At 36.8% G+C, this 23342-nt stretch carries 17 protein-coding genes; 8 read left to right on the plus strand and 9 right to left on the minus strand.

The annotated features are described in order from the left end of the window. Positions 1 to 299 precede the first annotated feature (299 nt). The gene (locus G8Y84_RS11340; protein ID WP_233654941.1) at positions 300 to 1913 is read right to left on the minus strand and encodes an SH3 domain-containing protein; all 1614 of its coding nucleotides are present in this window, start codon (positions 1911 to 1913) and stop codon (positions 300 to 302) included. 188 nt (positions 1914 to 2101) lie between these two features. Between G8Y84_RS11340 and G8Y84_RS05075 the strand changes: the two genes are divergently transcribed. Further along, positions 2102 to 3439: an SH3 domain-containing protein gene (locus G8Y84_RS05075; protein WP_232160012.1), complete on the plus strand. Its 1338-nt coding sequence runs from the start codon at positions 2102 to 2104 to the stop codon at positions 3437 to 3439. A 77-nt stretch (positions 3440 to 3516) separates the two neighbouring features. Here the strand turns inward: G8Y84_RS05075 and G8Y84_RS05080 are convergent, their stop codons facing one another. After that, positions 3517 to 5169, minus strand: coding sequence for a phospho-sugar mutase (locus G8Y84_RS05080; RefSeq protein ID WP_311542643.1), 1653 nt, complete (start codon positions 5167 to 5169; stop codon positions 3517 to 3519). A 351-nt stretch (positions 5170 to 5520) separates the two neighbouring features. On the opposite strand from G8Y84_RS05080, the gene G8Y84_RS05085 reads away from it, so the two are divergent. The 6 genes from G8Y84_RS05085 (at position 5521) to G8Y84_RS05110 (ending at position 14765) form a co-directional block, all read left to right on the plus strand. Further along, entirely contained in the window at positions 5521 to 6768 is a 1248-nt protein-coding gene (locus G8Y84_RS05085) for an LCP family protein (RefSeq protein ID WP_165806163.1), read from the plus strand. Between the two features lie 16 nt (positions 6769 to 6784). After that, complete coding sequence (locus G8Y84_RS05090; protein ID WP_037571909.1) at positions 6785 to 7255, plus strand: DUF2538 family protein; 471 nt, start codon at positions 6785 to 6787, stop codon at positions 7253 to 7255. 132 nt (positions 7256 to 7387) lie between these two features. Further along, positions 7388 to 7810 carry a GNAT family N-acetyltransferase gene (locus G8Y84_RS05095; protein ID WP_037571912.1) on the plus strand — a complete coding sequence of 141 codons (423 nt, stop codon included), beginning with the start codon at positions 7388 to 7390 and terminating at the stop codon, positions 7808 to 7810. A gap of 202 nt (positions 7811 to 8012) precedes the next feature. Then, positions 8013 to 12107, plus strand: a complete 4095-nt coding sequence (locus G8Y84_RS05100) for an N-acetylmuramoyl-L-alanine amidase (protein ID WP_165806164.1) — start codon at positions 8013 to 8015, stop codon at positions 12105 to 12107. A 412-nt stretch (positions 12108 to 12519) separates the two neighbouring features. Then, positions 12520 to 13527: an acyltransferase family protein gene (locus G8Y84_RS05105; protein WP_037571918.1), complete on the plus strand. Its 1008-nt coding sequence runs from the start codon at positions 12520 to 12522 to the stop codon at positions 13525 to 13527. A 71-nt stretch (positions 13528 to 13598) separates the two neighbouring features. Then, a complete protein-coding gene (locus tag G8Y84_RS05110; protein WP_037571921.1) occupies positions 13599 to 14765 on the plus strand; it encodes an aminotransferase class I/II-fold pyridoxal phosphate-dependent enzyme in 1167 nt (388 codons plus the stop codon). 92 nt (positions 14766 to 14857) lie between these two features. Here G8Y84_RS05110 and menB read toward each other — a convergent pair whose 3' ends face one another. The 4 genes from menB to G8Y84_RS05130 are packed head-to-tail and all read right to left on the minus strand — an operon-like array spanning position 14858 to position 19498. Next, the gene (menB, locus tag G8Y84_RS05115) at positions 14858 to 15676 is read right to left on the minus strand and encodes a 1,4-dihydroxy-2-naphthoyl-CoA synthase (RefSeq protein WP_037571924.1); all 819 of its coding nucleotides are present in this window, start codon (positions 15674 to 15676) and stop codon (positions 14858 to 14860) included. After that, positions 15669 to 16484 carry a 2-succinyl-6-hydroxy-2,4-cyclohexadiene-1-carboxylate synthase gene (gene menH, locus G8Y84_RS05120; RefSeq protein ID WP_165806165.1) on the minus strand — a complete coding sequence of 272 codons (816 nt, stop codon included), beginning with the start codon at positions 16482 to 16484 and terminating at the stop codon, positions 15669 to 15671. Before menH ends, menB begins: the two co-directional genes overlap by 8 nt. Further along, a complete protein-coding gene (menD, locus tag G8Y84_RS05125; protein WP_037571931.1) occupies positions 16471 to 18144 on the minus strand; it encodes a 2-succinyl-5-enolpyruvyl-6-hydroxy-3-cyclohexene-1-carboxylic-acid synthase in 1674 nt (557 codons plus the stop codon). The genes menH and menD overlap by 14 nt, the downstream gene beginning before the upstream one ends. Before the next feature lies 1 nt (position 18145). Continuing rightward, the gene (locus tag G8Y84_RS05130; protein ID WP_103159403.1) at positions 18146 to 19498 is read right to left on the minus strand and encodes an isochorismate synthase; all 1353 of its coding nucleotides are present in this window, start codon (positions 19496 to 19498) and stop codon (positions 18146 to 18148) included. Between the two features lie 174 nt (positions 19499 to 19672). On the opposite strand from G8Y84_RS05130, the gene G8Y84_RS05135 reads away from it, so the two are divergent. Next, positions 19673 to 20611 (plus strand): 1,4-dihydroxy-2-naphthoate polyprenyltransferase, encoded by a 939-nt coding sequence (locus tag G8Y84_RS05135; protein ID WP_165806166.1) that lies wholly within the window; start codon positions 19673 to 19675, stop codon positions 20609 to 20611. Between the two features lie 22 nt (positions 20612 to 20633). Here the strand turns inward: G8Y84_RS05135 and G8Y84_RS05140 are convergent, their stop codons facing one another. The 3 genes from G8Y84_RS05140 to G8Y84_RS05150 are packed head-to-tail and all read right to left on the minus strand — an operon-like array spanning position 20634 to position 22623. Next, positions 20634 to 21410: an ABC transporter permease gene (locus tag G8Y84_RS05140; protein ID WP_103159402.1), complete on the minus strand. Its 777-nt coding sequence runs from the start codon at positions 21408 to 21410 to the stop codon at positions 20634 to 20636. Then, positions 21407 to 22054, minus strand: coding sequence for an ABC transporter ATP-binding protein (locus G8Y84_RS05145; protein ID WP_165806167.1), 648 nt, complete (start codon positions 22052 to 22054; stop codon positions 21407 to 21409). The genes G8Y84_RS05140 and G8Y84_RS05145 overlap by 4 nt, the downstream gene beginning before the upstream one ends. Positions 22055 to 22065: 11 nt before the next feature. After that, positions 22066 to 22623, minus strand: a complete 558-nt coding sequence (locus G8Y84_RS05150; RefSeq protein WP_037571946.1) for a GNAT family N-acetyltransferase — start codon at positions 22621 to 22623, stop codon at positions 22066 to 22068. Positions 22624 to 23342: the final 719 nt, after the last annotated feature.

Consider the following 23342-nt stretch of genomic DNA (forward strand, 5'->3'; position numbering starts at 1 on the left):
CTATTATTAATTCCTCTTTAATTGTTCATTAAAACAATCTTAAATTCAATGTTTAAAGTGCAATTTACGGCACAATTAACAGTATATTTGTTTGGCATTAACTTTGAGATTACATTCTTTACAACTATTTAACATTTTTTTGGTTTTTACTACTTTAGAAATGATATATTTTATATACCCTTTTCATCGACACCCAAATATAAAATTACTTTTATATAAAGTATAAAAATTAAAGAGCACGAGAAATACGTTCTTAGCATCACCCCGTGCTTTATAATATTTTTTATTAAACTCCTAATTTAAAAGAACACCCCAAATATATCACTATTAGGCTTGTAGTTATTCTTGCCATCGCTAAAACCAGTTTGAGCATAATAGCGTTTTCCATTCTTTTCAAAACCAATCCAAACGTAACCATCATTAACGTATTTATAATCATATATTAAGTATTGACCTTTTTTGAGCGTATCGAATTGTTTTCCATCATTGTTGGGCTCAGAGTAAATGGCAACACCTGAATCTTTAGTAACTTTAAAGCGTCCCATCTCATTTCTAAATGTGATACCAGAGTCTGTTTGGCGCCATTGGCTCATTTTTGCATTTTTATCAAATATAGTATCCGAGTAACTTAGATTTTCTATATTAACTTTATTAAAGTTTCCAAACGGCTGGGTTTGAGGCTTAAATGATGTATGGTTATCACTAAAACCAACTTGTGCATAATAGCGTTTATTATTTTTTACATAACTAATCCATACATAGCCGTCATTAACATACTTATAATCATACGTCACTGTATCATTAACTTTGAGTTTATCCAGCATTTTTCCATCATTATCTGGATATCCATATACGGCTACTCCATCTTTTTTTGTGACATTAAAAACACCGTTTTCATATCTAAAAGTAACCCCTGAGTCAGTTTTCATCCAGTCACTCACTTTACTATCTGGATTGTAACCCGTATCAGATAGCGAATCGTAAATATTACTAGAATTAAAAATAGATTTTGCTCTTTGATAAGCACTCCTTCTTTTTTCAAGCGCATTATACCCTCCATTAATAATGCGTGTTATTTCTTCTACAGTAGCTCCGTTGCCAGCTAATGTATTCGCATTTGAGTGAATACTAAAGAACCAAGCTGCTGACTCCCAAGGATAAGTTTTTGAAACATAGCTATATCCCTTGGTTAGAACATTATTATCGTTAATATATGAAGCAAAACTTCTATAATTATTTTTACCTGTTAATTGGAGATACCCTGCACCTCTATAAAATGCGCCTTGACCAGGGCCGTTATTTCCTAACATATAATCTAAATAAGATAAATAGTTAGCATCTCCTAATTCATAGGTATACACTCCATTCCCAGATTCCGCCATAACCTGAGATAGAAAGTGGGCAATTTTTTCTGGACTATCAATATGGTACTTATTTAGTACTGCATTAAGTTGGTTTATATCTGTCTCACTCAGACTGCCTATCCAACCTAAACTGATTAATTGCTCTTTTGTTAACTTAACGCGACGTTGTGCGCTAAAATTATTAAATAGCTTTTTTTCATTAGTGTAAGCACTTGTTTTTTGAGTAACATCGTCATTTTTTATAAAAGTATTTATATTTTTTTGCTTTTGATTAACGTCTAATAAATATTCATATATATCGTTTTTTGACATTTTCTCCCAATTACGCTTAACAAAACTTATTTTGTCCTGATCTATATTTTGTTTCTTTAGATTGTCAATAAATTTTTCTTTATCATCAGATACTTTAGTTTCTTCAGTTCCATTGACTGCATGCTCACTTTTATTTGATAAATCTTTTGCAAAAGAAATATGAGTTGTTGTAAATAAATTTGATATGAGTAAACCCGAAACGATAATTGAATTGGTCATTAAACTTTTTTTATTCATATTTTACCTCCACCTTTTCTCGCTTATAAACATAACAACTATATGTAAATATAAAGTTTATTTAATATTAATATTCTATTCACACTACATTTTTGTACAATTTACAATAAAAATATAAATTATTTACAAGTATTTATAGATTGAGTGTTAGATTGAAAGCAAGAAAAAAATTATGAAGGAGACAAAATATGACTTTTAAGAAATCAAAGTTTAGTAAGGGATTAAAAGTAGGTCTTGGATCAATTGTCATAATTAGCGGTTTAACATACATCACTCCATCAATCAGTAACCAAATCACTTCTGATAATTCCTTAAAAAATTTCACTCACTCTATACAGAGCCTTGGCCTTAAGAATTTATTGAAAAACGAAACAGTTATGGCTGCGACTATCAATAAGGATACTTGGTCCCAGGTAGATGGCGTTAAATATTTACAAAACCATATTGGAGTGGGTGTAGATTTTGATGGGAAATATGGCTATCAATGTATGGATTTAGCCATTGATTATATGTACAAATTATCAAATGGAAATGTTCGTTTATTTGGCAATGCATACCAAGCGAAAAATAACAACCTCGGTAACTATGCCAAAGTATACAATAATACACCTGACTTTTTACCTCAGCCTGGAGACATTGTTGTGTGGTACCCGAGATGGTGGAACTCAAATTATGGTCACATTGGGATTATTAAAGAAGCTAATTTAAATAAATTCACCTCACTAGAACAAAACAAAAAGGGAGATTTAACATATGGTGAAGTTGGCAAATTAGGAACTCATGATTATTCCGATGTAGCTTATTTTATCCGTCCCAATTTCTCTGATGTGAATCATAACCCTGACACTTCTTATTCTGATACTAAATTAGATCCACAATCTGTTGTTGGTGATTGGTCTAAAACACGTAGTGGTATTACATTTAGAAATGAAAACGGCCAATTTACAGTAACCAAAAAAGAAGGTGCTGCTGTATACGGTGAACCTAACAATGACGGAAAGCAAGTCACTACGTTAAAACCTAATACAACGCTTAACTATGACTATAAATATGTGAATGATGGTTATGTTTGGGTTGGCTTTGAAAAAGAGGGTAAACGCTACTATGTGCAAACAGGCTTTAGCGATGGAAAAATAGGTTATAAGATTAATAGCCAACCATTCGGTGCTTTTACTAAGGTTAACTTTGGAGAAAATAGTTATTCAGACACACCATATAATAGTAATGCGATTACAACTGATTGGAGCAAAACTAAATCTGGTATTACCATGCGCTATGAAAATGGTCGATTTAAAGCAACTAAAGATTCTGGTGTCGCTATCTATTCTGAACCTAACAATGATGGAAAACAGTTCGATACACTCAAAAAAGGTCAATACTTAATATATGATTATAAATACATCAATGATGGTTACGTTTGGGTTGGCTTTGAAAAGAATGGAAAACGCTATTATGCACAAGTAGGCTTTAGTGACGGAAAATATGGCTATAAACCAAATACTCAACCATTTGGTCAATTTTATTAATCACACTCTTTTAAATCTATAACTCAACCTGAAAAAGCCCAACAGCTTACAAAACGAACTTAGCTGTTGGGTTTTATTTATAAATATGTTTCTTGAAATTCTCCAACAATTGCTTCAAAATCTGGCACTTTTAATGAAAAATAGATTTTCATTTTGGGTTCAGTCCCTGATGGGCGCATTGCGATAAAACCTTCTTCAAAAGTAAAACGAATCACATCTGAAACCGGAAAGTTCATTTTCGTCGTTTCATCTGTATCAAAATGATATATTGTCGACGTTTGATAATCTTCGATGGTCGAAAGTGTTAAACCGCACAGAGTAGACGCCTCAAAATTTCTAAATTCCGACATTAAAGTTTTAATCTTTTCTTGTCCGTTTTGGCCTTCATATTTAGGAGAGAGCGTTTTGTCTTCATAGCGTCCTACTTGTTGATAAATGTCTTCTAAGACGTTGAAAAGTGTCGTGCCTTTTTGATGAAATAACTGCTTATATTTAATTAATAACGGAATACACTGAATCGCATCTTTATCTCTAGAAAAATCTTGTAATAAATAACCATGACTTTCTTCGTATGCGAGTACGAGCTTATCATTTAAGCTTTCATGCTGGTGAAGTTGATCTGATATATATTTAAATCCAGTTAATACATCAATAACATTCAATCCTAAATATTTAGCTAATGCATCACTTGTCGCTCCAGTGACAATCGTCTTAATAATATAAGGCGTTTGGGTACAGTTCTTTAATTCTTGTGCACGCAAATAGGTTAAGAGTAGGCCTATTTCATTGCCATTAAAAAAGTAATATGTTCCATCTTCATACCGTTCTACTATCCCAAATCGGTCTGCATCAGGGTCTGTTGCGATAATTAAATCGGCATGCGCAAGCTCCGCCCTTTTTAATGCATGATCAAAGGCAACAGGGTCTTCAGGATTCGCAGTTTTACATGTCGGAAACGCCCCATCTGGGATTGATTGTTCTTCATCAATATCAAAATTAAGAAATCCTAATCGTTTTAAAATTGTGGCACTTAGCGGTAAACTCGTCCCATGTAAACTTGTTAAAAGTATATGCGCGCCTTGGTCCTGTATGCCTTCATACATTGCAACGACATGTTCTATATAGCTCTCTGTTACAGACTGGGGTAAGTAACGAATCAATCCTTGCTTCATGAGCGCATTCCAGTCGTTTGATTCTATATTCAAAGCAGAGTCAATTTGGTTGATGGTGTCACTCAATGCTTCTGAGGCTTCAGGCAATAATTGCCCGCCTTCACTGTTATAAACTTTAATTCCATTATAATCGCTCGGGTTGTGGCTTGCTGTAATCATCACCCCTGCATCCGCTTTCAAATAGCGCACGGCAAAAGAGAGCTCTGGGGTTGATTTATAATCTTCGGAAATCATTATGTACACAGATTGCGTCGCGAGGACTTTTGCCATTTCTATCGCAAATTCCTTTGATAAAAAACGTGTATCATAATGGATTACGACGAACGGTTCTACATGGTGACGACGTAAAAGTTGCGCTAATCCTAGTGCCACTTTACGCACCGTGAATTTATTTAGCCTTCCAGGACCTAAACCAAATTTACTTCTAATGCCGGCAGTCCCGAATTTTAATTGTTCTTCGAAAGCAGCATTGCGTTCTGCTTCGTCTTGTTGTTGATAGAAATCTTTGACGAGACTTTCATCTAAACGTGACATCCATTGTGCTTTCAAAATGCGCACCTTCCTTAATTTATGTATTTATCGTTCCATATCGCCCTTATTATACATGAACTTTTTATGCGATGCGAAACAATCTCTCACTTTAAAAACGCCATCAAAATTTATCTCTAAGTGAATTTGATGGCTGTCTCACTTTCAGTTGGCACTATGTTCCTATCCTGTGCCCTATTTCAAATAGCTAACTCATTATAGTAGTAGGATTTATTATCTTTTATACGGCCTTTTATACTTGTAATACACTTTACTTCTATTTCAATGAATTTGTGTTAAAATCATTGAAGTACAGTGATACTTTCCTTTACAATAAAGTATCATATAGATAAAATACACTTTTTTTAGGAGCAACTTACAATGAACAAAGCCTTGAAATACCTGTTATATGCGCTTGTCCTCATCTTAGTAATTGTTCCTGCAATATTCGCTTATATTTTATTTAATTCGTCAAGAGATGCTTTTGACGATTCTTTTTCGCAAAATGACAAAAGAGAATCAGTACTTAGAAAGCATAAAGTTAATCCCACAACTGATCCTGTATCTATTTTATTTTTAGGTATCGATGATAGTAGTGCTCGCCGTGAAAACGGACAAAGCGTTGAACAGTCTAGAACAGATGCCATGATTTTATCAACATTGAATCCTGATAAAAATCAAATTCGCTTGTTAAGCATTCCAAGAGATACATTGAGCTATATTCCAGAAGTGGGCTATTATGATAAAATCACACATGCTCATGCCTATGGCGGACCTAATGCCTCTATGGATACAGTAGAAAAAGCATTAAATGTACCTGTTGACTATTATGTACGAATCGACATGGATGCCTTTGCTCAAACCGTTGATGAACTTGGCGGCATTGAGTACGATGTCCCTTACGACTTAAATGAGCCTAACAGATCAGACAACGGTCGAATTAAATTAAAAAAAGGGAAGCAAGTTTTAAATGGTGAAGAAGTTCTTGCGGTGACACGCACGCGTAAACAAGACTCTGATTTAAAACGGGGTCAACGTCAAATGGAAGTGCTCAAGATCTTATTTAAAAAAGCCCAAGAAACACAATCCCTTCATAAGTTAGACGACATCATTGAAATTGTAGGAAAAAATTCTAAGCATAATCTATCGTATGATGAAATACGAGCGCTCGCAACGGACTACCTTGTTAAAGATACTGATATTAAAACAGAACAACTCAAAGGTGAAAACGAACTTTTAAATGGTATCTATTATATTAACCCAGATGTGGATGCTTTAATTAAAACGGCTAATCGACTTAGAAACGATTTAGGATTAGATTCGATTAAAGATAGAAATGAATTTATGTTGGTTCGTGTAAAAAATGCCTTTGGCGAAATCCCACCACTGGTGAATATTGAAGACAGTCTTAGCAATCCAAATTCAGAAACTGAGACAGAGTCATCGCGCAATCCATCAAATGAAACACCTACAAATCAACCTGATGTAAACTCAAATGAGGCTACGCCACCTGTACAACAAAATGAACCATCAGCAGAACCTCAGTCACCTAACAATCAATACAGCAGTCAACCGCCCGTTCAGAATGATCTAAACACGCAAGAACAAACGACTGCACCTGTATACTAAAAAGGAGGTATATGAGATGTCACGCCACACATACGAAAAAATTAATCAAATCAATGGGATGTTTACGATGTTAGAACAACAAATCATCCATAGTAAAGATATGGCACATTTTCGTTCTGAACTATTTTACGTTAATCACGCACATCGTGAAAATTATGAAGCCCTCCTCCTCTATTATTCTGATAGTGAAACAAATCCTGTCATCAACGGAGCTTGTTATATTGTCGCTCTGCCTGAAATATTTGATGCGATTGATGTATTTGACTCACCTTTACCATTTTCATGGGTCTATAATGAAAAAGGCTTAACAGAAGAAATGCAAAAGCTGAGCGTCCCTATTCAATATCTTGTTGCCGCAGCATTAGAAGTCACAGATGTTAACATTTTCAAACCTTCAGGCTATACAATGGGAATGAATAACTGGAATTTAGTTCAAATGCGCATCTTTTGGCAATATACAGCGCTCGTTAGACAAAATGCTGAATAATCCTAAATAGATAAATCATTCGGGAGACTACTGACAATCAACAGTAGTCTCTTTTTTATAGAACGAAAAAAATGCTTTGCTTCTGCTACTAGTTATTTTAAAATAGGAGCAATCATGAAATGGAGGGATTCGATGATTAAAAAAGTTGAAACTAATCAAGAATATAACGACGCGTTATCTATTCGAAAGGCTGTATTTATCGAAGAACAACAGGTCCCTGCTGAAGAAGAAATCGACCAATTCGAGGACAGTGCTACACACTTTATTGCATATGATGATCATGGTCAACCTCTTGCAACAGCAAGATATCGCGAGGTTGACGGAGTGGTTAAAGTCGAACGCGTTGCAGTAGCTAAAAATGCTCGTGGATTGGGTTTAGGAAAAAAACTCATCACTTTCTTGGAAAATGATGCGATACAACAAGGTTATCTCGAATTTAAGCTTGGTGCACAAACCCATGCTGTCCCTTTTTATGAATCATTAGGCTACATCACTTATGGAGAAATCTTTATGGATGCCAATATCCCACATTTAAATATGTATAAAAAAGTATAAAACACAAAAATCAATATCTCTGTAACATTTCTTGTAATAATTTACAAAATCAATATATAAAAATGTTTTAATCTAATGCATTTCGGGGGACGATTATTAAAATTAAATTACAATACAATTAAAATCACCATTTGCGATTTCTGACGCTATATAATGAACTCAATCAACTTTATACTATCTTAATGATTAAAGGGGTAATGAAATGGTAAAAAAAATTGGGTATAAAACACCTTCTATTATTGCATTGACGATTGCGGGAACAGCGATTTCAGCACATCATGCTGACGCAGCTGAAAACACGACACAACAAGCACCTGAGAAAGTCATTGACAGTGAAAATGCTTTACAACAGGCAGAACAAGCAAAATCAGCGACAACGTCTCAACAGGCTACTATTTCCGGCACACAATCTTACCAAGACCCGACGCAAGTCACTACAAATGAAACGACTACTCCAACTCAAGCCAACGATACAACATCAACAAGTGATGTTTCTTCAACAACTACAAATACAACTGAAGATAGTCATATTAACTTACATAACGAGGCACAAGTTTCACCAGAAGCTTATCACCAATCAACGGTAAACGAAGCTTCAGCATCAAATGACGCTTCTACTGAGACGCTTTCTAACAATACATCTGAGATTCAACCAAATACTGACGCATCTGTAAATACTGAAGCGACTTCAAATAATACTACAGCTGAGACACTTTCTAACAATACAACAGATGTTCCAACAAATACTGACGCATCTCTGAAAACTGAAGCGACTTCAGATGACACTGCAGCTGAGACACTTTCTAACAATACAACAGATGTTCCAACAAATACTGACGCATCTGCAAATACTGAAGCGACTTCAAATGATACTACAGCTGAGACACTTTCTAACAATACAACAGATGTTCCAACAAATACTGACGCATCTGCAAATACTGAAGCGACTTCAAATACAGACACAACAAAGACACAAACACAACCTGAACAAGCATCTGTGGCACCATCTTCTGCTGAAACATCAAAACAGTCACAACTTTCTAGTGAAAATAATACGAATTCAAACCCATCTTTAACTGCTAAACAAAATACGTATGCGACTCAGTCAAATGACACAGACATTAATGCTAATCCAGATGGTCCTACACCTCCTCGTGTAGGTGGCAAAGGTGGACCTGCGACATTATCCTTAAATTCTAGTAATACAGGGACAACTGCGTTCCGTTCTGCAGGCACTACTGCGTTACGCGCAACTGCACCCGCAGCCTATAAACCACAAGTGTCATCTCAAATTAATGATTACATTCGTAAACAAAACTACACTGTTCCTACTTATGAGGAAGATTTTTCAAGTTACTTTCCTAAATATGGCTACCGTAACGGTGTAGGACGTCCTGAAGGAATCGTAGTGCATGATACTGCTAATCCAAATTCAACTATTGATGGTGAAATCAGTTATATGAAACGTAACTATCAAAGTGCTTTTGTCCATGGATTTATTAGTGATCAACGCATTATTGAAACCCAACCTACTGATTATCTTTCATGGGGTGCAGGACCAAATGCTAACGAACGTTTCATTAATATAGAACTCGTTCACGTCTATGGTTATGATAATTTTGCGCGTCAAATGAATAACTTTGCGGATTATGCAGCAACAAACTTACAATATTATAACTTACGTCCTGATAGTGCTGAGTATGATGGTCAGGGAACTGTATGGACACATGATGCTGTGTCACGATTCTTAGGAGGTACAGACCATTCTGACCCTCATGGTTATTTACAATCACGTGGTTACTCATATAACGAATTGTATGATTTAATTAACGAAAAATATATGGTTAAGATGGGCTTAGCTTCACCAGCCTACTCAACAGGCGGCACTACAACGCCATCAACACCGTCAACGCCAAGTACAACTCCTTCGTCACCATTAACAGTAAATAAAGATACGGGTGTCGGACGCATTAAAACAACAAATAGCGGACTTTATACAACTGTCTATGATCAAGCAGGTAAGAAAACATCAGCAACGAATCAAACATTGAATGTCACAAAAAAAGCATCTCTAAACGGCAATAACTTCTACCTCGTTTCTGATTATAATACAGGTTCTAACTTAGGTTGGGTCAAACAATCTGATGTAGATTATCGCACAAGCCAACCTGCTAAAACTATCAACCAATCATACACAATTCCAGCCGGAACTGTACTCTATAGTGTGCCTTGGGGTACAAATGCACAAGTTGCTGGGAAAGTGAGTGGCACAGGTGCTCAAAACTTCAAAGCGACACAACAAAAACAAATTGCGAACAGTGTTTATATTTACGGCACTGCAAACAACTTGTCTGGTTGGGTGAATCAATCCGTATTAAAAGCACCTACAAATCAACTCAAAGTTACTGCTGATACAGGTGTAGGTCGTATCAAAACGACAAATAATGGGCTCTATGCCTCTGTTTATGATGCTAATGGCAAGAAAACATCAGCAACGAATCAAACATTAAATGTGACGAAAAAAGCCTCTCTTAATGGCGACCAATTTTATTTAGTCACAGATTACAATAAAGGTACGAATTTAGGTTGGGTGAAACAATCTGATGTGGATTACCGCACAAGTCAACCTGCGATTAAAATCAGTAAAAACTTCACAATTCCTGCAGGTACAAAACTTTATACGGTGCCTTGGGGGACAAGTGCTCAAGTCGCTGGTGCGGTAAGCGGTACAGGTGCTCAAAACTTTAAAGCGACACAACAAAAGCAAATTGCGAATGCTGTTTATATTTATGGGACTGCAAACAACCTCTCTGGCTGGGTGAACCAAACGTTATTATCAGCACCTAAAGCAACACAACAAGTTGCACAAGCGGTTTCACAAATTGGTCAATTAAAGCCTACGACATCAGGTATGCGTGCAACAATCTATGATTCAACTGCGAAAGATGCAAAACAGTATGCGAATCGCACATATAAAGTTACAAAAACCGCTTCTGCAAATAACCAAAACTTTGTATTATTACAGAGCGCAAATAATACACCACTTGGATGGTTTAAAGCTGAAGACGTCAATACACGTGCATTAGGTAAAGAAGTCCCTACTTCAGGACAATATACTGTGAATGCAACAACATCAGGTTTATATGCGATACCGTGGGGAACTTCAAATCAACGTATCGATACTTTGAAAAATCTATCAAATCGTACATTCAATGCAACGAAATCTGTTTTAGTGGGTAAAGATACTTACCTCTTTGGTAATGTGAATCAAAAAATGGGTTGGATAAACAAAAATGACTTAGCCGCTAAGGCAGTCACACAACTCAAAGCAGCACCAACACAAATTAAAACACTTACTAAACCTGAATATTATGTCGTTTATAACCGTAATGGTCAATATTACACTAATGCAGGTGATACAAACGCAAAAGGTAACTTATCAAGCTATTATGAAAGTATTTTTAAAGTACAACGCTCAGCTATCATTAATGGTGTGACATGGTACTACGGACAGTTTAATGACGGGACACGTGCGTGGATTAAATCATCAGACTTGCGTACACAACTTACACGCTACTTTAACTCGCCGTATACTTTTAACCAAGCTGTAGATACACAAATGAATTTGTCATATAAACCACAAGTTCAGCATGTCGCTGGTCAATGGGTGGATGCATCACGTACTGAAGTAGCTAATGCTATGAATCCGTCACTTATTGAAAAAGACCCAACTCAAAAATACCAATTCCTTAAATTGGACAAATATCAAGGGTTAGATGCTGCTCAATTAGACAAATTACTTGTAGGCAAAGGCATTTTAGCTGGTCAAGGCGCAGCATTTAAAGAAGCGGCACAAATGAATAATATTAATGAAATTTACTTAATTTCACACGCTTTATTAGAAACAGGTAACGGAACTTCAACACTTGCCAATGGTGGATATGTGGATGCTAACAATAAAGTGGTCACAAACGCTCCGCGCAAATTCTACAATATGTTTGGTATCGGCGCGGTCGATACAGATGCGATTCGTGGTGGTTTTAAAACTGCTGAAGCTTATGGTTGGAACACTGTGAGCAAAGCCATTATCGGTGGTGCATCATTTATTAAAGACCGTTACATTGGCATCGGACAAAATACGTTATACCGTATGAGATGGAATCCTAATAACCCAGGTACACATCAATATGCTACAGATATTAACTGGGCGCACCATAATGCTGCGCGTATGAAACAATTCTACGATCAAATTGCAGCTGTAGGTAAATTCTTTGACGTTGATCATTACAAAAAGTAAATCTAGTATATAAATGTTAGGAGCCAAGACAAAACGAAGTCTTGGCTCATTTAGATTATTGAAATGCATAGTTCGTTGTATGCTTCGTAAAAACCACTTTCTAAAGCCACGTATCTCAAGCGTAATTTTAAAACGTTAATATAGATCGTCCTCTCACTCATAATATCTAAGGTCATAGTTACTGTGACTGATTCAAGTACGTATGCCTTATGATGTCTCATGTTTAAAAATTCAAAATTGACTCTAACGCTCTAGTCATTGGATACTTCAGATGCGTGATAAAAATATAACACCGCTTAGAAAAATAACCCTTTCTCTTTGTTTAAATATGATAGGAACCCCTTTTAAATTGCATTGTCCCTATCATTTGTAATACATTTATAGTAACGATTTTAAAAGGAGTATTTCTCTTATGGCACATGGAATCCAGCGTGATGCATTTTTTGATAATGCCCGTGCAATACTTATTTTTTTAGTTGTTTTTGGACATTTGATACAACCGTATACAGATACACACTCGGCGATAAATGCATTGTATTTAACGATATATAGTTTTCATATGCCTGCCTTCCTTTTTATTTCAGGATATTTTGCTAAAAACGTAGGGAAAGCCGGCTATATCGAAAAAGTAGGGAAAAAGTTACTTGGGCCTTACCTCATCTTTTTTGCATTTTTCTCGATATATTATTTTATTACAGGAAAAAATAGTACGATTGATTTAGATCCATTTGACCCTGTATTTGCTTTATGGTTTTTACTGACCTTGTTCTTTTTTAACGTCATCATTGTGATTGTGAGAGATTATAAACCGATTATTGTTTTGCCTATCGCCATTTTGATTGCGGTATTAGCCGGATTTTCATCCAATATCGATGGCTATTTAAGTTGGTCACGTACATTAGTATTCTTCCCTATTTTTTACATTGGGTATATTCTTGATGGTGGCTTTAGTCGTTGGATTAGATGGAAAAAGTTTGTGCCGATCTCTATGTTTATTCTCATCTTCTTCTATATCGGGTATTATATTCACCCAATTAGTTCATCATGGTTACTTGGAAGTTCTCCGTATGCTAATACAGAGGGATGGAATGTGATATGGAGTCCTTTAAAACGGTTAACACTTTATATGATAATCTTTTCATCTATGTTTGCCTTTTTAAATTTAGTCCCTACGAGAAAGTTCAAATGGACCTATATTGGTTCAAGAACAATGTATGTCTATTTGTTACACGGGTTATTTATAGGGATTATACGTGGTCATAATCTCTTTGCATTCATTGATCACCCTGCCCTTGGCCTTCTTTATAATTTTATTTTATCTTTGTTTATTGTATGGCTATGGTCAACCAATTTTATCGCCAAATGGATGAATCCTTTCGTCCATTTGCAAAAACCTTCACAATTTAAACCTTATCCGTAAACAAATCAAGAGAAGTTGTTCAAAGTATGATATGCTTTGAAATAACTTCTCTTTTTTTAGGATGTGATGTTATGAAACTTGAACTCAATGAACAATCTAAATATTTGAAAGCACCTTCTATACGACAATTCTCAAGCCGAATTAGTCAAATCGAGGATGTGATTAACCTGACTGTAGGTCAACCTGATTTTGAAATGCCTCAAGTTGTAAAAAATGCTTATCAACAAGCAATCTCTGACAACCTCACGACATATTCTCACAATAAAGGGTTAATTGAAACACGTCAGGCCGTCTCGCAATTTCTAAAAACCCGCTATAACGTCAACTATGATGCTGAATCCATTATTATGACGAACGGGGCATCAGAAGCGTTGGACACGAGCTTACGATGTATTTTAAACCCAGGGGATGAAGTGCTTTTACCAGGACCCGTTTACGCCGGGTACATCCCATTAATTCAATCATTAGGGGGCGTCCCTGTATTTGTCGATACGCGCCAAACACAATTTAAATTAACCCCCTCTTTAATCGAAAGTCATATGACCGCAAAAACAAAAGTGGTCTTACTCAACTATCCTTCTAACCCTACTGGTGCGACATTGAGTTTTGACGAAGTTAAAGCGCTTGTCGATTGCTTAAAAAAATATGAGGTGTTTGTGATTAGTGACGAAATATACGCTGAAAATACATTTAATCAAACACACACTTCTTTTGCCCAATTTGAAGCGCTTAAAGACCAATTACTTCTTATTAATGGATTAAGCAAATCACACTCAGCAACTGGGATTCGCATGGGGTTTTTAGCGGGCCCTTTATACATCATTGAAAAAATGACATTCATGCACGCCTACAATTGTATTTGTGCGAATGTTCCGGCACAAGTGGCAACAGTCGCTGCGCTGTCTGAAGGCGTAAATGCCCCTCAACGCATGAATGCGGCGTACACTGAACGAAGAGATTACTTAGTGGATGCTTTAACTAAAATGGGATTTGAACTAGAATCTATTCCCCAAGGCGCATTTTATATTTTTCCAAAAATCACACGTTTTACTGAAAACGACTATGATTTTTGTGTAGAAGTTTTGGAAAAAGCACGGGTAGCGATGGTGCCTGGTTCTTCCTTTACCGAATATGGAAAAGGTTATGTACGTATTTCTTACGCCTATCATCTAGATGCGTTAAAAGAAGGCATGAAACGACTTAAGACGTATCTTGACACCTATTATCCACAAGCATAAACCTTATTGCTTACACATAAAAACGCCTTTCAAAGTTTGCATTGTCTACTTTGAAAGGCGTTTGTTTAATATATCATATCTTAATTAAAAGTTTATGGGAATTTAGGGAATTGGTCGAAATCTGGTGAACGTTTTTCTTTAAACGCATCTCGACCTTCTTTTGCTTCATCAGTTGTATAGTATAATAACGTTGCGTCACCCGCAAATTGTTGTAAGCCTGCTAATCCGTCTGTATCTGCATTCATCGCTGCTTTTAAGAAACGTAAAGCTGTTGGTGAATGTTGTAAAATTTCTTTACACCATTGAACAGTCTCATCTTCAATTTTATCTAAAGGAACAACAGTATTTGCCATTCCCATATCTAACGCTTGTTGTGCATCATATTGACGGCATAAGTACCAAATTTCACGTGCCTTTTTATGACCAACAATACGTGCTAAATAACCAGAACCATAACCCGCATCGAAAGAACCGACTTTTGGTCCTGTTTGACCGAATTTAGCATTATCTGCCGCAATCGTTAAATCACAAACCACTTGAAGTACGTTACCGCCACCAATAGCGTAACCTTTAACCATTGCAATGACAGGTTTAGGAATGACACGAATCAAACGTTGTAAATCTAATACGTTTAAACGTGGAATTTGGTCGTCACCGACGTATCCGCCGTGGCCTCGCACTTTTTGGTCTCCGCCAGAACAAAATGCTTTGTCCCCTTCACCTGTTAAGATGATCACACCGATACGTTCGTCATCTCGTGCACGTGTGAATGCGTCAATCATTTCTTGAACCGTATTGGGTGTGAAAGCATTATGTACTTCTGGACGGTTAATCGTTACTTTAGCGATACCTTCAAAATATTCATATTTAATTTCTTTATATTCTTTTAATGTTTCCCATTGTCTAGCCATGGTTGCCCTCCTTATTTAAACCATTAATAAACGCTAATGTTATTGTATCAAATTTTGTCGCATCTTCCACATGAACCGTATGTCCAACACTTGGGACAATTTCTAATTGAGCGTCAAAGAGTTGTTCTTGCATACGTTGTGCAATTTCTATAAACTTCTCATCCCATTCTCCAACTATTAGTAACACAGGCAATTGGAGAACCTCTAATTCATTCCAAAGTGGAGGCATTGCGCCTGTCCCGTAATCACGCAAAGCTTTCGCCAATCCTTTTGGAGATTGACGTAAGCGCATCTCACGAATACGATGACGTTCTACGTCAGATAAAAAGCGCTGTGACTGGAAAAGTGGCAACTGTTCCCAGTCGTTCACAAAAGTTTCTAAGGGAGCTATATCAAGCACTCTCGCTCTAGCCTCATCAACTTGTTGTCGCTCAATACGTTGGGCCTCTGTTTGAATTCCTGGAGAACCGCTCTCTAAAATCAAGCCGTCAAGGGTTTTTGGGTACCGACATGCATAATAAAGTGCAACTCTTGCCCCCATGGAATACCCATGTAAAACCGTTTTACGCTTTTGAACTTTCATTACAATTTCATGCAATGCACGGCTAATCCATTGAAAATCCCATAATTGATGGTCATCTGAGATATCTTCTCCATGCCCAGGTAAATCTATCGTAACAACATGGGTCTTTTGAGTTAACGTTGCAATATGCTGGTCAAACGTTGAACTGTCGCTTATAAACCCATGCAACATAATGAGCACGGTTTCCGATGTCTGTTTTGCCTCATAAATTTTATAGTGTAACATTGACAACCTCGCTTAATTTTTCATAGAGTTCTTGATGCGCCTCATAGTTAGATGCACGTTCTGTCATAATTTCATAGAGTGTCGCTGACATCGCATTTAACTCAGCGTATTCAAATGATTGGATATCTGTAAAACGTTTATATCCCAATTGATACAAATGCGCTGTATTTTCAAAATCGAGTCCCGTCGGTGTTCCAAACAAGCGTTCAAAATGTGGACCCGCTGCTTTTTTCTGAGGTAAATACGAAAAAATTCCGCCACCATCGTTATTGACTAAAATAATATTCATATGAATGTCATTTAATTTTGACATGAGCAGTCCATTCATATCATGATAAAATGCGATATCACCAATCAATAAAGTCACTTTTTTATGTACCGCCATCCCGAGTGCTGTAGAAACAACACCATCAATTCCATTAGCCCCTCGATTCGCATAAACACTGAACTTACGATTAAAATACAAATTATCGATATCTCGAATAGGCATGCTGTTACTTACAAAAAGATGATCCGTCTCATCCAGTTTATCTAACAAGCGAGAAATGTAGCCGGCTTCATCTGAGGCTTGTTTTTGATGCGTTGAAATAATGTCGCGCGCTTGAATTTCTAATTTTTGCCAATGCTTCAACCACACTTTACGATAAGTACTTTCTAATGTGTTGAGAGATCTAAAGAAATCATTCGCTGACATTTCATAAAAGTAATCAGGCATTTTAGGAAAAGCATCGATGTCTTTACTATTTTGAATAAGAATTTGCGTTGCATTAGTTTGTTTTAACCATTGATTCAACTTTTTAGAGACCACTGGTTTTCCTACACGAAGAACAAAATCTGCTTCTAAGGCTAAACCAGATCGTAATAATAAATCATAAGTCGCCACCACGTTAGGATGTTCTGTACGTCGAATTGGATTTAAAGGATCCGCTAGTATAGGTAAATCATATTCAGTCGCAAAAGTTAACAGTTGAGACACATCTTGATGTTGCATGTCCCCCACAATAATGAGTCCTTTGACTTGTTTTAATATGGATTGGATGGGTGTTGGATCAATCGCTTTTTGGTATTTTGGTAACGTGTACTTATGCGTTGTTAACAAATCTGTCCGTGACCAGTCTGGTGTAAGTGGTTCTCTAAAAGGCAAGTTAAAGTGAACGGGTCCTTGATGCGGGCCGACAAAATATTGGCTTGCTTTTTGCAGTTGATAGCGATTAGCTTCCAGAGTGTACGCTGTGCCATCTGCTATAGGCATATCAAATTGAAAACGCACATAATTTTCGAACATATTGACTTGATTGATGGCTTGTGGTGCCCCTACTTCACGCAGTTCGTGTGGTCGATCACTCGTTAAAACGACTAGTGGCAAACGGCTAATATGACTTTCCGCTACTGCAGGAACATAATTCGCTGCTGCCGTGCCAGACGTACAAACGAGCGCTACAGGCTTTTGACTCCCTTTGATTAAACCGAGCGCAAAGAAAGCAGCACTGCGTTCATCTGGATGTATCCAAGTTTTTAGTTCAGGATGACATTCGCAAGCAATCGCTATCGGCGTCGAGCGTGATCCTGGACTAATGACCACTTCCCTCACTCCATATGCGTAAAGTTCAGAGACAAAATGAAATACTTGTTCAGTTAATTGTTGTTGTGCGTGCGTCAATTTAGTTCACCCCTAATGCGTCCATCATCGGACTAAATTTCAAAGCCGTTTCAGCAACCTCTGCCTTGGCATCAGAATCTTTCACAATGCCTGCCCCCGCAAATAATAACGCTTGGTTACCTTGAATCAACATGGAACGAATCGCAACGATAAATTCACTGTCATCATACATGTCTATCATGCCAACAGGAGCACCGTAAAGTCCACGCGCATTAAATTCATGTGCATCTATGTAAGTCATCGCTTGTGCTTTTGGATAACCCCCTAAAGCCGGCGTTGGATGCATCACATCAATGAGTTCAATATAGTTGGACGTTGCGAGTGTCCCTGAAATTTCTGTATATAGATGATACAAATGATCATTTTTTAAAATACTTGGTGTTTTGTTGTAGTTCACATTTTTAACAAATGGCTTGATATCTTCTAAAATACTCTCCACAACAATGTGATGCTCCCCTAGATTTTTATCATCTTGCAAAAAGGCGTGAACGCGCGTTTTATCTTGTTGTGGATTTGGTGTTCGTTTGATGGTACCTGCCACAGCTTTAGTAGAGAGCATCCCCTCTTGCACTTTAAAGAGTTGTTCTGGCGTTTGTGATATAAAACAATCCTCTCCAGACTCTAAAACAAACAAATAGCTGTTTTTTTCATTTTTAAGTGCTTTTTCTAACACCAAAGCAATATCAATTGATGTATTAAACTCTATTGCGCGTCGACGAGACAGAACGACTTTTTCATCTGTATCAAGCTGACGAATTGTGTTAGCAACTAACTGTTCCCACTCTTCGACGTCTAAATCCATTTGACGACAGACCTGTTGTTCTTCAGGTGTGACAGAGGCGTTGTCGTCATTTAATGTATTAAAAAAAGTTTCCCATTCTTTAAACGTTTCATAATGAAATTGCTCAACTGGGACAGTATAAGTTAAATACGTTTCTCCTTTTACATGAGAAACTAAAATTTCAGGTAAAATAAAATGGTTCATCCCAAATTGATGCCATTCCGAACTTGTTCGTTTCGTTGAAAATTGAAACCCTCCACAGATTCTTAAATGATGTCTTTCAGACTGTGGATGTATGAGTGCGATATCATTTTTAAACTGATTCCATTCCTCAAAAATAGAACGCTTATTCTGTTTATTATTTTTAAACTCCTTGGCAACGCGACACCCAAAATAAGCTGTTTCATTATCATTCAGCCGAAAATAAAAGCGGTTACCCGCTTCTTGATTGGTCTTTTTAAATAATGTAACTGGATCCAATGTACGTGATAAACGCACCTCTATGGATACCCAGGTTTTCGATGTGTGCGCTATTGCGTCAATGATTTCCTGCTCACCAACGTCAACAGTCATCTTTCTCTCACTTCTTTCTCATAATCATAATCCCATTAACAATCATTTTAACATTTTTTAATGTTAAATGTGTGGAACATTGCTTAATTCATAGAGTTTGTTATTGATTTCATACATAAACTTTTCTATACTGTTTTTGTATTAACAATATAATTAATCGAGGTTTTGATCTATATGGTGAATCAATTTAAGCAACATTCAGCCTTTCATAAGTACTGGTTGTTAATGCGTCCGCACACGCTAACTGCTGCTATTATTCCAGTGTTGGTCGGTACTGCACTCGCAAAAATCTTTCAACTTGGGAGTGAAGATCGCATTAATATTGGATTATTTCTAGCAATGTTGCTCGCTTGTCTTCTTATTCAAGCAGCAACAAATATGTTTAACGAATATTACGACTTTAAAAAAGGCCTCGATGACCACGAATCAGTAGGTATCGGTGGCGCAATCGTCCGACATGGAATGACTCCTAAATCTATCTTCAACTTAGCGATTGCCTTTTACGTCATCGCAGCGATTTTAGGTCTCTTTATAGCAGCTCAAACGTCATTTTGGCTTATCCCTGTAGGACTCATTTGTATGGCTATTGGGTATTTGTACACAGGTGGCCCTTTTCCGATTTCATGGACACCCTTTGGTGAAATTTTCTCAGGGTTATTCATGGGCATGATTATCATTTTAATTGCCTTCTTTATTCAAATCGGCCATGTCGAAGGGTTTGCGGTTTGGATGAGTATTCCAATAGTGATTACAATCGGTCTTATCAATATGGCGAACAACATACGAGATCGTGTCAAGGACCGACAAAGCGGCCGACGTACATTGCCTATTTTTTTAGGTAAGCGTCTTTCTTTAATTGTTCTTGCAGTAATGTATGTAATCGCATATGTATGGGTGATTTATACCGTGTTTTTTGTCGCAGGAGGCTCTATTTTCTATTTACTCGTTTTACTGAGCTTTCCTTGGCCAATTAAAGTGTACCGTCGCTTTAAAAAGCACGATACACCTGCTTCAATGATGCCTGCCATGGCAGCAGCTGGAAAAACAAACACATTTTTCGGACTCTTATATGCACTTGGCATATATATTAGCGCGTTACTTGGTAATATTTAAACATTATCCCACTTAACAACGGTTAAGTGGGATTTGTTTCGTCTTTTTTAATTTGTATCAATTGATGGCGATAATTAAAAAACTGACGATAACTTAAATATGTCGCCACTAATGCCGAAATGATCGTCGCCGTCGTATGAATAAATACAACCATTAATTGAAATTTAATTGCTTGTAATGGTGGTACTCCCGCAATAATCAAACCTGTCATCATCCCCGGAATGGAAACAAGCCCATAAGTCTTCACAGAATCGATGGTTGGGACAATAGCCACTTTAATACTTTCACGAATCGCATCTTTAGCCGCTAGTGATGGTGCAGCACCTAGCGAAAGCTTCGCCTCAATGGATTCCGTTTCCTTTGTAAAAATGCGGTCTAAATTTTGATAGCTTAAATTAATCGCAATCATACCGTTACTACCTACCATTCCAGCAACAGGAATGATTTCATTAGGTGTAAAATTAATCGCTCCCGTGAGTAAAACACCACCGAGTGATAACACCGCCCCTGTCATAATGGCGATAAACGAAACCCAAAAAACATGCCGTTGAATAGAAGAAGCTCGTTTACGCGTATTGGCTGCAGCATTAATCATAATCACTAACATTAAAGCAAGGACAATCCATGCCTCTTGTACTTTAAATACAAATTCCAATAAAAAGCCAATTAAAACCAACTGTATGACTGCACGTATCGCCGCAATGATTAAATCTTTGGCAATATGTAATTTTTCTTTATAAGAAATAAAAATAGGAACGAGCAATAAAAGAGAAGTCAATAAGAGCGACGTTGTTGTCATGCGTGCGCCCCCTTCTCTATTTCACCATTGCGAACCGTGATAACACGATGAAAATGACGTTCACTTTGCGCTTTGTTATGCGTAATCCATAACACAGAAGTTCCGTTTTTTACCATGTCAAAAATCAATTGTTCAACTTGCGCACTATTTTTATCATCAAGCGCACTTGTCGCTTCATCTAACAGTAAAAACTCAGGTTGATACATGAGTTGACGTGCAATGGTAATCCGTTGTTGTTCGCCTCCCGACATACGATGGACAGAAGCGTTCAATTTATATTTTTTCAATCCTACTACTTCTAGCAAATGCTTTGCACGTGCTTTGTCAAAAGACTGGTCACGTGCAATAGAAGGAAACGCTAAATTATCTTGAACTGTCTCTCCAAATAATTCGACTCTTTGGGGTAAATAACTCACACGTTGTCTTAGTTCTTCAGGCGAATAATCTTGATAAGCATGCCCCTTAAAATAAATATTTCCTTCAGTCGGTGAGATTAAATCACCAATAACCCGAAGCAAGGTACTCTTTCCACTGCCAGAGGGTCCTACAACAGCAATCGCTTCCCCTGGTTTTACCTTCAAATCAATTTGATTTAAAATGCGTTGATCATCGACATGATAACTTACATTTTTTAAATCAAGCATCCTATCCCTCCTTAGCTTTGATAGGTCATATAATGATAGGTGTGACCATACAACGTCTTTTTATTTGTCGGTTGAAATCCCATTTGTTCATAAATTTTTCTCGCGACCGTGTTCGTTTGATCACAATTTAAACTTAACTTTTGCTCTTTATAATGGGACATCACATGTTGCATTAAAGCTTTAGCTATCCCACGCCCTCTAAACGCTGGAAAAGTTGCAATTGATTCTATGTAAATGTCCCCATCATCGGCTTCTTTGACGGGTAATGGGGTTTCTGTAGATAAAGGGAACGCTTTAGCACAAGTGAGCGTCCTCCAAGACTGTTCGTACTGTAGTTCTTTATTCCCCTCATAAGTGACAATCATCCCCGCCACTTGACTGTCCACCTCGTAGACATGAACATGTCGATAATGATTGCGATAAGGGATGTCCGTCACACTGTGTTGTATTGCTTGAATGACTTCTTCCTTTGGATATTTCCTTACAATTTCTAATTCCATATCTTTCCAAATTATGTAGGACAATTCGGCAATCGATTGCGCATCTGCTTCTTTCGCTTCACGTATCATAAGCGCGCCTCCTTTATTTATTATTCTAGAGGATTCTTCAAATTTATGAAATGCGAAAGCTTTATTTTCATGTAAATAACAAAAAAGAACACCGCAATTGCAGTGTTCTTTTACAAATAAAATATAATATATATAAGTAACCCTATACCTACCACTATTGATATCATCAGTGTTCAATCCACGCACTTTCACCTATTATTATACCGCAAACAACTGGCATTTTTTTACAATAAATTAGTGCCATTATCTAAATTTTGTTCTTAAAAGTGAGTAGTCGTCCCTTATTTATGAAGATATTTGTGTTATTTTTGTATTTAAAACAAAAATAACGGCTAGTGAACAACTCACCAACCGTTAAAAGTATAGAACCACAAAATACCGTCATATCAACGTATACAGATACGTGATACAACGGTAAATTTACGAAATATAAACAAATAACGGAAACGGAGGGATATTTTATACTTTCTACGATTATCTAAAACCGCATAACTACGGTATTTATAAAGATTTACTTTCTAACTAAAACTAACAAAACTAAAACATTTTGACACGTGTTTGACACGCGTAATATAAAAGCGACCATATTACAGGTCGCTTGATTTTTATTTACGATAACTTTCTAAATTACTTTTAACTTCTGCCAATGTATAGTCAAATTCGTCAGCATCTTCCACAAGTTCACCATCAAATAATGATTGTAAATCCTCATCTTCGAT

The sequence above is a fragment of the Staphylococcus sp. 11511212 genome, assembly GCF_011394755.1.
GTDB lineage: Bacteria > Bacillota > Bacilli > Staphylococcales > Staphylococcaceae > Staphylococcus > Staphylococcus chromogenes.

Bases quoted from the DNA above. Each gene is read 5' to 3' on its own strand.
- G8Y84_RS11340 (WP_233654941.1), bottom strand. From the start codon at position 1,913: ATGAATAAAAAAAGTTTAATGACCAATTCAATTATCGTTTCGGGTTTA.
- G8Y84_RS05075 (WP_232160012.1), top strand. From the start codon at position 2,102: ATGACTTTTAAGAAATCAAAGTTTAGTAAGGGATTAAAAGTAGGTCTT.
- G8Y84_RS05085 (WP_165806163.1), top strand. From the start codon at position 5,521: ATGAACAAAGCCTTGAAATACCTGTTATATGCGCTTGTCCTCATCTTA.
- G8Y84_RS05090 (WP_037571909.1), top strand. From the start codon at position 6,785: ATGTCACGCCACACATACGAAAAAATTAATCAAATCAATGGGATGTTT.
- G8Y84_RS05095 (WP_037571912.1), top strand. From the start codon at position 7,388: ATGATTAAAAAAGTTGAAACTAATCAAGAATATAACGACGCGTTATCT.
- G8Y84_RS05100 (WP_165806164.1), top strand. From the start codon at position 8,013: ATGGTAAAAAAAATTGGGTATAAAACACCTTCTATTATTGCATTGACG.
- G8Y84_RS05105 (WP_037571918.1), top strand. From the start codon at position 12,520: ATGGCACATGGAATCCAGCGTGATGCATTTTTTGATAATGCCCGTGCA.
- G8Y84_RS05110 (WP_037571921.1), top strand. From the start codon at position 13,599: ATGAAACTTGAACTCAATGAACAATCTAAATATTTGAAAGCACCTTCT.
- menB (WP_037571924.1), bottom strand. From the start codon at position 15,676: ATGGCTAGACAATGGGAAACATTAAAAGAATATAAAGAAATTAAATAT.
- menH (WP_165806165.1), bottom strand. From the start codon at position 16,484: ATGTTACACTATAAAATTTATGAGGCAAAACAGACATCGGAAACCGTG.
- G8Y84_RS05130 (WP_103159403.1), bottom strand. From the start codon at position 19,498: ATGACTGTTGACGTTGGTGAGCAGGAAATCATTGACGCAATAGCGCAC.
- G8Y84_RS05135 (WP_165806166.1), top strand. From the start codon at position 19,673: ATGGTGAATCAATTTAAGCAACATTCAGCCTTTCATAAGTACTGGTTG.
- G8Y84_RS05140 (WP_103159402.1), bottom strand. From the start codon at position 21,410: ATGACAACAACGTCGCTCTTATTGACTTCTCTTTTATTGCTCGTTCCT.
- G8Y84_RS05145 (WP_165806167.1), bottom strand. From the start codon at position 22,054: ATGCTTGATTTAAAAAATGTAAGTTATCATGTCGATGATCAACGCATT.
- G8Y84_RS05150 (WP_037571946.1), bottom strand. From the start codon at position 22,623: ATGATACGTGAAGCGAAAGAAGCAGATGCGCAATCGATTGCCGAATTG.